This is a genomic window from Sulfitobacter sp. (assembly GCF_039977885.1).
Taxonomy (GTDB): domain Bacteria; phylum Pseudomonadota; class Alphaproteobacteria; order Rhodobacterales; family Rhodobacteraceae; genus Sulfitobacter.
On sequence record NZ_JBDWCI010000003.1, the window covers coordinates 211214 to 223589 of the forward strand.

Annotated in this window: 17 protein-coding genes; 8 read left to right on the top strand and 9 right to left on the bottom strand. The window is 58.8% G+C overall.

Features of this window, described 5'->3' with window-relative positions; all coding sequences use genetic code 11:
- The first annotated feature begins 7 nt into the window (after positions 1 to 7).
- Both ABJM03_RS01590 and coaD read left to right on the top strand, forming a co-directional pair.
- Positions 8 to 442, top strand: a complete 435-nt coding sequence (locus ABJM03_RS01590) for a CBS domain-containing protein (protein ID WP_348415121.1) — start codon at positions 8 to 10, stop codon at positions 440 to 442.
- A gap of 72 nt (positions 443 to 514) precedes the next feature.
- The gene (gene coaD, locus ABJM03_RS01595) at positions 515 to 1009 is read left to right on the top strand and encodes a pantetheine-phosphate adenylyltransferase (RefSeq protein ID WP_348415122.1); all 495 of its coding nucleotides are present in this window, start codon (positions 515 to 517) and stop codon (positions 1007 to 1009) included.
- 3 nt (positions 1010 to 1012) lie between these two features.
- Here coaD and gap (ABJM03_RS01600) read toward each other — a convergent pair whose 3' ends face one another.
- The 3 genes from gap (ABJM03_RS01600) to gap (ABJM03_RS01610) all read right to left on the bottom strand — a co-directional run bounded on the left by gap (ABJM03_RS01600) (position 1013) and on the right by gap (ABJM03_RS01610) (position 3346).
- Positions 1013 to 2011 carry a type I glyceraldehyde-3-phosphate dehydrogenase gene (gene gap / locus ABJM03_RS01600; protein ID WP_348415123.1) on the bottom strand — a complete coding sequence of 333 codons (999 nt, stop codon included), beginning with the start codon at positions 2009 to 2011 and terminating at the stop codon, positions 1013 to 1015.
- A 117-nt stretch (positions 2012 to 2128) separates the two neighbouring features.
- On the bottom strand, positions 2129 to 2272 hold the full coding sequence (locus ABJM03_RS01605; protein ID WP_348415124.1) for a hypothetical protein: 144 nt from the start codon (positions 2270 to 2272) through the stop codon (positions 2129 to 2131).
- Between the two features lie 72 nt (positions 2273 to 2344).
- Positions 2345 to 3346: a type I glyceraldehyde-3-phosphate dehydrogenase gene (gene gap / locus ABJM03_RS01610; RefSeq protein WP_348415126.1), complete on the bottom strand. Its 1002-nt coding sequence runs from the start codon at positions 3344 to 3346 to the stop codon at positions 2345 to 2347.
- Positions 3347 to 3543: 197 nt separating this feature from the next.
- Between gap (ABJM03_RS01610) and ABJM03_RS01615 the strand changes: the two genes are divergently transcribed.
- Positions 3544 to 4509: a DUF808 domain-containing protein gene (locus ABJM03_RS01615; RefSeq protein ID WP_348415127.1), complete on the top strand. Its 966-nt coding sequence runs from the start codon at positions 3544 to 3546 to the stop codon at positions 4507 to 4509.
- Positions 4510 to 4564: 55 nt separating this feature from the next.
- On the opposite strand, the gene ABJM03_RS01620 is transcribed toward ABJM03_RS01615, so the two are convergent.
- The gene (locus tag ABJM03_RS01620) at positions 4565 to 4750 is read right to left on the bottom strand and encodes a hypothetical protein (protein ID WP_348415128.1); all 186 of its coding nucleotides are present in this window, start codon (positions 4748 to 4750) and stop codon (positions 4565 to 4567) included.
- A 240-nt stretch (positions 4751 to 4990) separates the two neighbouring features.
- Complete coding sequence (gene tkt / locus ABJM03_RS01625) at positions 4991 to 7006, bottom strand: transketolase (RefSeq protein WP_348415129.1); 2016 nt, start codon at positions 7004 to 7006, stop codon at positions 4991 to 4993.
- Positions 7007 to 7248: 242 nt separating this feature from the next.
- Between tkt and ABJM03_RS01630 the strand changes: the two genes are divergently transcribed.
- Positions 7249 to 7737, top strand: coding sequence for a hypothetical protein (locus tag ABJM03_RS01630; protein ID WP_348415131.1), 489 nt, complete (start codon positions 7249 to 7251; stop codon positions 7735 to 7737).
- Positions 7737 to 8129 (top strand): cell division protein ZapA, encoded by a 393-nt coding sequence (locus tag ABJM03_RS01635; protein WP_348415132.1) that lies wholly within the window; start codon positions 7737 to 7739, stop codon positions 8127 to 8129. Before ABJM03_RS01630 ends, ABJM03_RS01635 begins: the two co-directional genes overlap by 1 nt.
- A 155-nt stretch (positions 8130 to 8284) precedes the next feature.
- Here the strand turns inward: ABJM03_RS01635 and ABJM03_RS01640 are convergent, their stop codons facing one another.
- The 4 genes from ABJM03_RS01640 to ABJM03_RS01655 all read right to left on the bottom strand — a co-directional run bounded on the left by ABJM03_RS01640 (position 8285) and on the right by ABJM03_RS01655 (position 9649).
- Entirely contained in the window at positions 8285 to 8518 is a 234-nt protein-coding gene (locus ABJM03_RS01640; RefSeq protein ID WP_348415134.1) for a hypothetical protein, read from the bottom strand.
- 185 nt (positions 8519 to 8703) lie between these two features.
- Entirely contained in the window at positions 8704 to 9066 is a 363-nt protein-coding gene (gene grxD, locus ABJM03_RS01645; protein ID WP_348415135.1) for a Grx4 family monothiol glutaredoxin, read from the bottom strand.
- Positions 9063 to 9410, bottom strand: coding sequence for a hypothetical protein (locus ABJM03_RS01650; RefSeq protein ID WP_348415136.1), 348 nt, complete (start codon positions 9408 to 9410; stop codon positions 9063 to 9065). The genes grxD and ABJM03_RS01650 overlap by 4 nt, the downstream gene beginning before the upstream one ends.
- Before the next feature lie 2 nt (positions 9411 to 9412).
- Positions 9413 to 9649 (bottom strand): BolA/IbaG family iron-sulfur metabolism protein, encoded by a 237-nt coding sequence (locus ABJM03_RS01655; protein WP_348415137.1) that lies wholly within the window; start codon positions 9647 to 9649, stop codon positions 9413 to 9415.
- Positions 9650 to 9800: 151 nt separating this feature from the next.
- On the opposite strand from ABJM03_RS01655, the gene ABJM03_RS01660 reads away from it, so the two are divergent.
- The 3 genes from ABJM03_RS01660 to ABJM03_RS01670 all read left to right on the top strand — a co-directional run bounded on the left by ABJM03_RS01660 (position 9801) and on the right by ABJM03_RS01670 (position 12357).
- A complete protein-coding gene (locus ABJM03_RS01660; RefSeq protein WP_348415139.1) occupies positions 9801 to 10769 on the top strand; it encodes an XdhC family protein in 969 nt (322 codons plus the stop codon).
- Positions 10766 to 11770 carry a molybdopterin-binding protein gene (locus ABJM03_RS01665; protein WP_348415141.1) on the top strand — a complete coding sequence of 335 codons (1005 nt, stop codon included), beginning with the start codon at positions 10766 to 10768 and terminating at the stop codon, positions 11768 to 11770. The genes ABJM03_RS01660 and ABJM03_RS01665 overlap by 4 nt, the downstream gene beginning before the upstream one ends.
- Before the next feature lie 101 nt (positions 11771 to 11871).
- The gene (locus ABJM03_RS01670) at positions 11872 to 12357 is read left to right on the top strand and encodes a (2Fe-2S)-binding protein (RefSeq protein WP_348415142.1); all 486 of its coding nucleotides are present in this window, start codon (positions 11872 to 11874) and stop codon (positions 12355 to 12357) included.
- The last annotated feature ends 19 nt before the right edge of the window (positions 12358 to 12376 follow it).

The window sequence follows — 12376 nt, forward strand, 5'->3', positions numbered from 1 at the left end:
ATGATCAATGTTGGTGTCGCATATCCTGAAGTCCAAAGCCGATGAAACGGTGGTCACTGCACTGCCGTCCATAACAATCGCACAAGCCGCGCAGATGCTGTCAGAACGGCGCATCGGGACGCTGATCATCTCGCGCGACGGGCGTGCGCCGGACGGTATCTTGTCAGAACGCGATGTCGTGCGCCGGTTGGGAGAGGCGGGGCCTGCGGCCCTTGATGAGCCTGTTGTCGATGTTATGACCAGCAAACTGATCACCTGCACCCGTGATGTGCGCGCGGATACCGTGCTTCAACAGATGACCGAAGGCCGGTTTCGTCATATGCCCGTGGTCGAGGACGGCGCATTGGTCGGGCTGATCTCGCTTGGTGATGTGGTCAAGGCGCGGCTGGCCGAGCTTGCGATGCATAAGGACGCGCTTGAAGGGATGATCATGGGCAATTAGGGGCTCTTGCATCCCGAGGCCCCGCATGCTTGCTTGGCGCTCTAAAATAGTATGACTACAGGAGCGCCATTCATGCGCATTGGCCTTTATCCCGGCACGTTTGACCCGATCACCTTGGGGCATATTGATATCATCACACGTGCGGCCGGTCTGGTCGATAAATTGGTGATCGGTGTCGCCATCAACCGCGACAAAGGGCCGTTGTTCACATTGGAAGAACGGGTGGCCATGATCGAGGCCGAGTGTGAAACGCTTTCAGACCTGACAGGAACCGAGATCGTCGTGCATCCGTTCGAGAATCTTTTGATCCATTGCGCAAAAGATGTGGGGGCCAGCATGATCATCCGCGGTCTGCGCGCGGTGGCTGATTTCGAGTATGAATATCAGATGGTTGGCATGAACCGGCAGCTCAATACCGAGATCGAGACCGTGTTCCTGATGGCCGAAGCACAGCATCAGGCCATTGCAAGCAAGCTAGTCAAAGAGATTGCCCGCCTTGACGGGGACGTGAGCAAATTTGTCACGCCCCGCGTCAATGCCGAGCTTTTGGCGCGCTTTGGAAAATAACGCTTAGGCGTTTGCCATCACCGCAGCTGTGTCGAGCATCCGGTTCGAGAAGCCCCATTCGTTATCGTACCACGCCATAACGCGGACCATGTTGCCTTCCAGAACGTCGGTCTGGTCGAGGGCAACGATTGTGCTGTGCGGGTCGTGGTTAAAGTCGATGGAAACCAGCGGCAGTGTGGTGGTGTCCATGACGCCGTTCATGCCTTTTGCAGCTTCAACAAAGGCTGCATTGACCTCTTCTGCGGTCACGTCGCGGTCCAGTTCGACAACCAGATCGACACAAGACACATTGGGTGTCGGTACGCGGATGGAGGTACCTGCAATGCGGCCTGCAAGTTCGGGCAGCACAAGGCCAACAGCAGTGGCGGCACCTGTTGTGGTCGGAATCATCGACATGGCCGCAGCGCGGGCGCGGTACAGGTCCGAATGGGCCGTGTCATGCACAGGCTGGTCGCCGGTATAGCTGTGTACTGTTGTCATATACGCACGCTTGAGGCCAAAGGCGTTGTGCAGCGTGTGGGCAACGGGGGACAGGCAGTTTGTGGTGCATGATGCGTTGGAAACGATCACGTCTTCGGCTGTCAGAATGTCGTCGTTGACACCGAAAACCACGGTTTTCACGTCTTTGCCTTTTGCGGGCGCGGAAATCAGAACCTTGCTGGAACCGTTTTTAAGGTGCTGACCGGCTTCTTCGGAAGAGCGGAAGAACCCTGTGCATTCCATTGCGATGTCCACATCGGACCAATCCAGCTTGGCTGGGTCACGCTCGGCTGTGAGGCGGATCGGACCACGGCCCACATCCATTGTGCCATCGGCGAATGTAACTTTGCCAGGGAAGCGGCCATGCACGCTGTCGAATTCAAACAGATGGGCCTGCGTGGCAGGGGCCGTCAGGTCGTTGATGGCAACAACCTCGATATCGTCGCGGCCATTTTCAAGAAGCGCGCGCAATACGTTACGGCCGATGCGGCCAAATCCGTTAATACCAACCTTGATTGTCATTTTGCACCTGTGTTTGAGATTGTTTGCGCAAACATAGGCTGGCAGGAAGCAGACTACAACCCACAGCAGGCGTTCAGGACAGTTACAAGTTTATGTCACGGACGGATTGGCCGCACCTTAGCGCCAGAAGGCGAGCCACTCGATCAGCTCGGCCATCTTTTTGGCAAGAAAAAGCACGTGTCCGGTGCCGAAAACGAGGGTGTCGGCAACAATGGCACCGATAATGATCAGGCCCAGCACAAATGCAATCCGGTTGGTCATGACGCGCCTCTTGCGGTTTCTTGCTCCCTTCTAGGGGAGGCGCGGCCACACGACAAGCCTTAGGCGAGGGCGTTACCCCAACTTACCCATCGCCACGGCCATGTCGGCCATACGTACCGAGAAAGCCCATTCATTGTCATACCATGCCAGCACGCGCACGGTGCGGCCCGCCACAACAATGGTCTGGTCGGGCGCAAAGATCGAGCTGTGTTCGGTATGGTTGAAGTCGATGGAGACTTTTTGGTCGGGATCATAGGCAAATACCCGCCCCATCGGGCCTTGGGCCGCTTTTTTCGCAGCCAGGTTGATCTCTTCGACGGTGACATCGCGCGAAGCGGTAAAGGTAAGGTCAACGGCGCTCACGTTGGGGGTGGGCACGCGCATGGCGGTGCCGTCCAGACGGCCCTTAAGCTCGGGGAGGACTTCGCCCAATGCTTTGGCAGCCCCTGTTGAGGTGGGGATGATCGCCAAAGCAGCAGCGCGCGCGCGGTAGAGGTCGGCGTGGCGCCGGTCGAGCGTGGGCTGATCGCCGGTGTAGCTGTGGATGGTGGTCATCAGTCCGCTTTCGATGCCCACCGCATCATGCATCACCTTGGCCAACGGCGCGAGACAGTTCGTGGTGCACGACCCGTTCGAGATCATCTTGTCGGTTGCGAGCATTTCGTGATCATTGACGCCAAAGACCACCGTGCGGTCCACATTGTGACCGGGCGCGGACAGCAGGACCTTTTTCGCGCCTTGCTCGATATGCGCTACGGCTTTGTTGCCATCGTTGAATTTGCCTGTGCATTCCAGCACCACGTCGCAACCATGCCAGTCGAGTTCCTCCATGTGATAGGTCGACATGACTTCGATATCGTTCTGGCCCAGATTGATATAGCCGTCGTCGATACGGATATCATTTGGAAAACGGCCATGAACGGAGTCGTATTTAAGCAGATGCGCGGCGGTCTCGATCGGGCCTGTCGCGTTCAGCTTGATGACTTCAATATCTTCGCGGGCGGTTTGGGCAATGTGCGACAGAGTGCACCGGCCGATGCGGCCAAAACCGTTAATGCCGACTTTGATTGTCATGAGGGGAGGCTCCTTGGGGCTTCATTGGGCATTGCTATAGCGTTGAGTTGCACAAAGGTTCCAGATGGAAAATCCCATTATTTCCGAATGTTAGCGTTAAACCTTGAGGTTAGCGTTAACAGTTTGCTGCAGGCATTTGTTGGCATTTGGGCAACCATGCTTTAGCAAGCTTAATAAGACCAATTTGGAGTTGAATAATGAGCGGATTGATTGCCCTGTTTGATGATGTTGCAGCCATTGCAAAGGTGGCCGCATCGTCGGTGGATGACGTGATCGGGCAGGCGACCAAGGCCTCGGCCAAGGCGGCGGGCGCGGTCATTGACGATGCTGCGGTGACGCCGAAATATGTTGCCGGCTTCAAGGCCGAGCGTGAGCTGCCGATCATCTGGCGCATCACCAAAGGCAGCCTGCGCAACAAGCTGTTGTTCTTGTTGCCTGCGGGGCTGGCCTTGTCGGCGTTTGCGCCATGGGCCATCGCACCGCTGCTGATGTTGGGCGGTGCCTATTTGTGTTTTGAGGGGGCCGAAAAGGTCGCCCATGTCTTGGGCTGGAGCCATGGCCACGAGGACCATCCGGGCAAGGAAAAAGTGGTGGAAAACCCCGCTTCGCTGGAAGAGGAAAAGATCAAAGGCGCGATCAAGACCGATTTCATTCTCTCAGCTGAAATCATGACCATCTCGCTTGCGGCGATCCCCGAAAGCAGTTTTTGGATGGAGGCGGCCACCCTTGCCGGTGTCGCGCTGATCATTACGGTCGCGGTTTACGGTTCGGTTGCGCTGATTGTGAAAATGGATGACGTGGGGCTGGCCATGGCCAATGGAAGCCGCCTTGCGCCGCTGCGCGCCATCGGGCGTGGGTTGGTGCGCGGGATGCCAGGGTTCCTCAAAGGGCTGACAATTGTCGGCACGGCGGCGATGCTTTGGGTAGGTGGCTCGATCATTGTGCATGGCCTCGAAGAGTTGGGCATCGCAGGGCCTGCGCATGTGATCCATGACGCCGCCTATGCCGTGGGTCACGCAGTGCCTGCGGGCTGGACTGGCTTTACCGAATGGCTGGTTAAGGCGGCGATTGACGGTGTGCTGGGGCTGGTTCTGGGGATGCTCCTGATCCCGCTGGGAGAGAAGATCATCACGCCGATCTGGCGCCGTGTCTTTGCAAAGTAAGACGTAAGAATTGAAAGCTGGCTGCGGAAACGCGGCTGGCTGTCAGGCGCTTGTTTCAGGCGTCTGGCGATGATTTCCGGTCGAACAGGGAATAGCTGACAGTGGCGAATGCAAGTGCGGCCATGCCAAGGTGGCCGTAGACGAGGTAGTTCCAAAGAACCTGACCAATTGTGCCGCCGGAATAAAGTGTCAGGATCGCAGAAACACCACCAGTCATGATCGCAGTAAACAGATAGGCCATGGGTACGCTCCGTAACATTGTCCGGTTAAACAACTACTCTGCGCCTTAATCGTTAATCAGCGATTAAAATGGATCAAGGCTGTTGCAGGGTTATGGGGCGGATGTGGCTTAACCCCGCCTGAAATGTGGCAGAAGTGGTACGTTTTGGCTGATAAGGGGAATAATATGTTTCCGGTCCAGAAACGAAAAACGGCGGCACCCTGATCTGGGCACCGCCGTTTTTGTTTATCCGAGCATCGCTCAGAGCAGGGCTTTTGCTTTGTCCGCGATGTTCTGTGCAGTGATGCCGAATTTCACAAACAGCTCATCCGCTGGGGCGGAGGCACCGAAGCGGTCCATGCCGACAAAATCGGCCTTGCCCCATTTGCCGCGCTCGCCCAGCAACCACTGGTCCCAGCCTTGGCGTACGCCAGCCTCGACAGCCACGCGCACAGGGCCGCCCGGCAGGACGCGCTTGCGGTAGGCATCGTCTTGCTGGGCAAACAGCTCCATGCAGGGCATGGAAACAACCCGCGTGCCGATCCCTTCGGCCTGTAGCATGTCGCGGGCTTCCATGGCGATGCTGACCTCGGAACCGGTGGCGATCAGGATCACCTGACGTTTGCCTTCGGCATCGGCCAGAACATAGGCACCCTGTTCGGTGAGGTTCTTGGTCTTATGTTCGGTCCGCACAACAGGCAGGCCTTGACGGGTCAGGGACATCACCGAGGGCGTGCCTTCCTGCGTCAGCGCCAGTTCCCATGCTTCTGCGGTCTCGACCGTATCGGCAGGACGGAAGACCAGCGTGTTGGGCGTTGCGCGGCTGATGGCCAGATGCTCGACCGGCTGGTGGGTTGGGCCGTCTTCGCCCAAGCCGATGCTGTCATGGGTCATGACATAAACGACCGGCACCTGCATCAGCGCGCTCAGGCGCATGGCGGGGCGGGCGTAATCGGTGAAACACATGAATGTGCCGGAGTAGGGGCGCAGACCACCGTGCAGGGCCATGCCGTTCATCGCAGAGGCCATGCCATGCTCACGGATACCCCAATAGACATAGCGCCCATCGCGGCTGTCGAGGTCGAACACACCCAGATCGGATGTCTTGGTGTTGTTGGAGCCGGTCAAATCCGCCGAGCCGCCGACGTTTTCGGGCATCAACGGGTTGATCACTTCCAGCACTTTCTCCGAGGAGGACCGTGTGGCGGCTTTTACACCTGCTTCCGAGGCTTGCTTTTTGAACGCCTTGATTGTCGCGCTCAGCTTTTTGGGGGCTTCACCGGCCAAGGCGCGGTTGAAGGTCTCGCGCTTGGTGCGGGACATTTTGTCGAAACGCTCTTCCCATGCGGTGCGGGCCTCTGCGCCGCGTGCGCCGATGGCTTCCCATGCGGATTTGATGTCGGCGGGGATATCGAATGGCGCTGCGGTCCAGCCCCAAGCCTCTTTGGCGGCAACCATTTGCGCAGGATCGGTCAGCGCGCCGTGACCTTTTGAGGTATCTTGGGCGGCATGGCCAAGCGCGATATGCGTCTTGCAGGCGATCATGCTGGGGGTGTCGGTCTTGCGCGCAGCCGTCAGGGCGGCGTCGATCTCATCGGGGTTGTGCCCGTCGATTTCCTGCACGTCCCAACCTGCGGCTTTGAAGCGGGCAACCTGATCAACGGTATCCGACAGGGTGACGGGGCCGTCGATGGTGATGTTGTTATTGTCCCACATGACAATCAGCTTGCTCAGCTTGTGGCGGCCGGCAATGGCAATAGCCTCTTGGCTGACGCCTTCCATCAGACAGCCGTCGCCTGCGATGACATAGGTATGGTGGTCTACGACAGATGCACCGTAAGTGGCGCGCTGCATTTCCTCTGCCATGGCGAAACCGACCGAATTGGCGATGCCTTGGCCCAAGGGGCCTGTTGTTGTCTCGATCGCATCGGCAAGGAAGTTCTCGGGGTGGCCCGCAGTGCGCGCGCCCATCTGGCGGAAATTCTTGATCTCTTCGATGGGGAATTGCACATCGCCCACAAGGTGCAACAGCGCATAGATCAACATCGACCCATGGCCCGCGGACAGGATAAACCGGTCACGGTCAGGCCATGTGGGGTTCTTGGCATCGAATTTCAGGTGGTTCTGAAACAGGACTGTGGCCACATCGGCCATGCCGATGGGCATGCCTGTGTGGCCTGAATTGGCCTCGGCCACAGCATCAAGGGCCAGCGCGCGGATGGCGGCGGCCTTGGACCAATGATCGGGATTAGCGGACTGAAGGGCTTTAAGATCCACGCGGGCGGCTCCTTATAGGGTTTTCAAGCTTTGAGCGTTGCATAACAGGGCGGTGGGAAAGTTCAAGCAGCGCTGCGGGCTTGCGGCCGTGCCTGAATAGATGAAGTTTCCGCGCCAAGGCGCTGTTCTCAAAGGGGGGCAGTATTTTATTTCAGCTTTGGATAGGATCACAGGAATATTGAGCACGAAGTGATTCGTCCGCGAGGGCAGATCAAAACGTGGGAAAGTGACTGAGAGGACATATGAGCGATATCGAAGAGCTGCAGCGGCGGATCACAGCCGCAATGGATCAGGTCGCATTCGGTCTGGATAAATTGGGCACAGGCGCCACTGGCCCTGACCCCGAGACATTGCAACAGCTCGAGGACGAGCGCACGGCAAATGCCCAACTGCAAGAGCGGGTGCGTAGCCTGCGGACCAAATCAGATGCCGAGATTGCCACGTTGCGTGCCGGATTGGACGAGGGCGATGCGCGCATGGCGCAGCTTGATGTTGAATTGCAGCGTGTTCGCCGTGCCAATGCCCAACTGAGCGATGCCTGTGCCGCCCTGCGCGAGGCCAACGCCGAAGGCGTGGGTGATCCTCACCTGATCAACAAAGCGATGCTGGCCGAACTCGAAGCACTGCGCGCAGCCCGTGCCGCCGATTTGGCCGAAGCCTCGACGATCCTTTCAAGCCTGCAACCGCTTGTGGAAGCCGCGAAGACATCTGACGCCGAAGGAGACGCATAATGCCAGAGGTGAAAATTTCCATTGGCGGACGCCAATTTGACGTTGCCTGTCAGGAGGGCGAGGAAAGCTACCTGCATTCCGCCGCCAAGATGCTGGATGACGAGGCCCAAGTGCTGGCCGATGCAGTGGGCCGCATGCCCGAGGCACGGATGTTGCTGATGGCGGGCCTGATGCTGGCTGATAAAACGGCCAGCGTTGAAGATAAAATTGCCGAAGTGCGCGCCGAGCTCGCCGAGCGTGAGGCCGAGCTTGAAGGTCTGCGCAACGTGGTTGTGGAGCCAGAACGGATCGAGGTGCCGGTGGTGCCGCAGTCCGTGACGGACACGCTGGCGGAAATCGCTGCACGCGCCGAAGCCCTAGCCGCATCGGTGGATGACAAAGTCGGCGGATAAACGCGCGGCGCTAGCTGTTTTCACCCTGTCAACGGGATGGATGCGCCAAGATTTGACCAGTCGCCCTGATTTCAAGGCGGCTGGTTTTTTATTTCAGGCCCCGTTTGCGTTGATGTGCATGCAGCGCGGAAAAGGCTGACGGCGGCGTGAGTTGTCTAGCAAAACAGGCAAGGCAAACGCCGCAAGAAGCGGCGGGCAGGCATCTGCATGCAGGGATTGCACCTCGCAAGCCGCATCAGCGTACGTTTGGCATGATCAAGCCGTGTCAGCGCGTGGGGCAGGCCGGCACCGGCTTGCATGCTCAGAATTTTAATCTGGGTGTTCAGCGCGCGCTCGATCGCGGCAACCTCATCACAGGTGAGCTTTAGCGGGGCGGTTTTGTTCAACATGCGGATGTTCCTTGTGGCTTGCCACGCCAGATATCTGCAACCGGCTGTATGTTTGGTGACCAAGTCACCTAAATCCGCAGATTGGGAAAAACTCTGCAATCTTCCCGAGGCGGGAAATGAAAACAGAAAAAGCGCGCCTGCGGTTCACCACAGGCGCGCTTTTGCAATATTCGGAGAAGAGGGGCTTAGCCGTTGGCTTCGCGAATCTTGTCGGCGGCTTCTTTGTCGAACGCCACACCGTTTTCGTCAAACAAAGTGTCGATCTCACCAGACAGGGTCATTTCGGTGATGATGTCACAACCGCCGACAAATTCACCTTTGACGTAAAGCTGTGGCACGGTGGGCCAGTCGGAAAAATCCTTGATGCCTTGGCGCAAGTTTTCATCGGCCAACACGTTCACATCCGCATAGTCGATGCCCATATAGTTCAGCACGCCAGCCACACGCGAAGAGAACCCGCATTGCGGCATTTCCTTGGTGCCTTTCATGAACAATACCACGTCATTGGTGGTTACGGTTTGTTTGATGGTCTCTGCTACTTCGGTCATTTGTTACGGTCCTTGTGTTTCTTGGATTGGAAAGCGGCGTAATATCGCGCGCTATAGGTTTCATCATCTGCCAAAGGCTGGATGTCGGTTTCTGCGGCACTGGTGGCATCGCGCCGCCGTGTCCAATTGGTATTTGACCGCTCAAGGCTCTCGTTGCGGCGCTGGGTGCGGTGGATTTCGGCCATGTCGATGGCCTCCATCCCCAATTCCGGCGCAGGTCGGGTGCGGCGTTCGGGTTGGCGGGTGGACAGCGGGCGATAGATGCCCCGTGCCGCGCGGTACTGCTGGGCGCTGATCACGATGACAGCCAAAACAGCCGCCCCCAATATCCACAGCCAGGGCATTGTTACTCTGGCACCTTCGTGGTCAGCGCCAAAGCGTGCAATTCCCCGTTAGAGCCGTCCATCTTGCCCTTGAGAGCGGTATAGACGGCGCGTTGTTGTTGCACACGGTTTTTACCGCGAAAGCTTTCATCGGTGATCATGGCGGCCATATGCACGCCGTCGTTGCCTTCTACGACGATCTGCGCGTCGGGAAAGGTCTCGCGCAGCAGGTCTTCGATCTCATTGGCTTGCATGGGCATAGGGATGGTCTCCGTGACGGTTTGCTTGGCCTAGATGTAGTAGGGCAAGCCCCCGCGTGCAAGAGAGCACAATCCCGTCTTGCGCATGGGCGCGGATTGTTCGACGCTGGGCTTGTGGGGGATAAACACCGATGCGGGAGGGATCAGCAGCATGAAGAGTCTCAATGGCGCGCCCGAACAGGCGCTTGCATGGATCGGCGCGGGCAAAGCCGCGGCACTTGCCACTGTCATCGAGACATGGGGCTCGGCGCCGCGGCGTGTGGGCGCGCAGATGGTTGTCTCTTCCGCGGGAGAGATGGAAGGCTCTGTCTCTGGCGGGTGTGTCGAGGGCGCTGTGGTGCTCGAAGCGTTAGAGGCATTGGAGGAGGGCGCGGTCAGGCTATTGGAATACGGGATCAGTGACGGCGATGCTTTTGCGGTTGGTCTGGCCTGTGGGGGGACAATCCGTGTGCTGGTCGAACCCATAGGCGAAGGTGGTATGCCGCTTGATATGCTAAAGGCTTTGGTTGCCGCGCGCGCTGCCCGCGTGCCGGTGGCCTATGTCACCGCCTTGGATGGCAGCGCACGCCATTTACAAGAACAGGGGCATGAGGACCGCTTTCGCGCCGACCGCTCGGGGCTGGAGGACGACGGGCAGAGCTTTGTCGCCATTCACAACCCGCCCTTGCGGCTGGTGGTGGTCGGGGCGGTGCATATTGCACAAGCGTTGGTGCCTATGGCGCAGATCGCGGGGTTTGACGCGATTGTGGTGGACCCGCGCGAGGCTTTCGGCTCGGTTGCGCGCTTCCCGGACGCCAAGCTGGTCAATGACTGGCCTGATGCCGCGCTTGAGGCGATTGGTCTGGATACACGCACGGCGCTGGTGCTGCTGACACATGATCCGAAACTGGATGATCCGGCACTGCATGTGGGGCTGCGCAGCGGAGCCTTCTACATCGGCGCGCTGGGATCGACCCGCACCCATGCGGCGCGGGTGGCGCGGCTGGACGAGGCAGGATTTGCCGCAGATGCTATTGCGCGGATCAACGGCCCTGTGGGGCTCAACATCAAGGCGAGCGGTCCCGCCGAAATTGCCGTGTCGATTCTGGCACAAATGATCGAAGCCCTGCGCGCCCCATGAAGTTCGGGCCCGTTCCGGTGCAACAGGCTTGCGGTGCGGTATTGGCACATTCTGTGGCGTTGCCAGAGGGGCGGCTGCGCAAGGGGCATGTGCTAACCGCCCGCGACATCACAGCCCTCGAGGCGGCGCACATCACGCAAATCACCGTGGCCCGGCTTGAGCAGGGGGACGTGAATGAAAACGCTGCCGCAGAGGCACTGGCGCAAGGCCTGATCACAGGCAAACGCGGGTTCGAGGCGACGCGGCCCTTTACCGGACGGGTGAACCTTATTGCACAAGGCGCAGGTGTGGCTGTGCTGGATACGGATGCCATAGGCGCGGTGAACGCCATTGACCCGATGATCACCGTTGCGACCGTGCCCGCCCATCACCAGCTGCGTGGCGGGGATATGGTCGCAACGATCAAGGTGATCTCTTATGCGGTGCCACAGACCGCGCTGGCGCAGGCGGTGAGTGTCGCGCAAGGTGCCATAGGTCTGGCCGCCGCGGTTCATAGGCAAGCCACGTTGATTGTCAGCGAAATACCGGGTGGTGCGGGGGACAAGGGGCGCGCCGCAATCGAGGCGCGGCTGACTGCGCTTGGCGTGGCGTTGGCGGCTGTTGTGCTGGTGCCCCATAGCGAACAGGCGCTAAAGGCGGCAATCGAGAAGGCGCAGACATCGTTGGTGTTGATCCTCACCGGTTCTGCCACCTCGGATATTCATGATGTGGCCCCTTCGGCGCTGCGCCATGCGGGTGGGGAGGTGACGCGCTTTGGTATGCCGGTTGATCCGGGTAATTTGTTGTTTCTGGGACGGCGCGACACGCCCCTGTCGGGGACACAGCAGGTGATCGGATTGCCGGGCTGCGCACGCTCGCCTGCACTGAACGGGGCGGATTGGGTGCTGTCGCGTGTGATCTGCGGGATAGAGGTTACATCGGCGGATATTGCAGCGATGGGCGTGGGTGGTTTGCTGAAAGAAATCCTTACACGACCGCACCCGCGCCAGAAGCATGAATGATATAAGGTTCGCGTGAGGGGCGAAATTTTTTGTTCTCATAACGGCGGTGTCATGCTTAACTCGTTAACACAACACAAGTTGACCAGTCTGGGAGGACATACATGACACAGGTTAATATGACCGTGAATGGCAAATCCGCCAAGGGAGAGGTGGAGGGCCGAACCCTGTTGGTGCAGTTTTTGCGCGATACGATGGGGCTGACCGGCACACATGTGGGCTGTGACACCAGCCAATGCGGCGCTTGCGTGGTACATGTGAATGGCGAAGCCGTGAAATCCTGCACGATGTTGGCGGTTGAGGCGCAAGGTGCCGATGTGGCCACCATCGAGGGGCAGGCCGCCCCTGACGGGACGCTCAACACCATCCAGCAGGCGTTTCAGGATCACCACGGTCTGCAATGCGGGTTCTGCACTCCGGGGATGGTTATGTCTGCGGCGGCCCTGTTGAAAGACAACCCCAAGCCAAGCGAAACAGAGGTGCGTGATTATCTTGACGGCAACATCTGCCGCTGCACCGGTTACCACAACATCGTCAAAGCGATCATGGCGGCCTCTGGGCAGGACGTCAGCGCAATCGCGGCTGAATAAGCGCCGTAGCCCGCGGGGA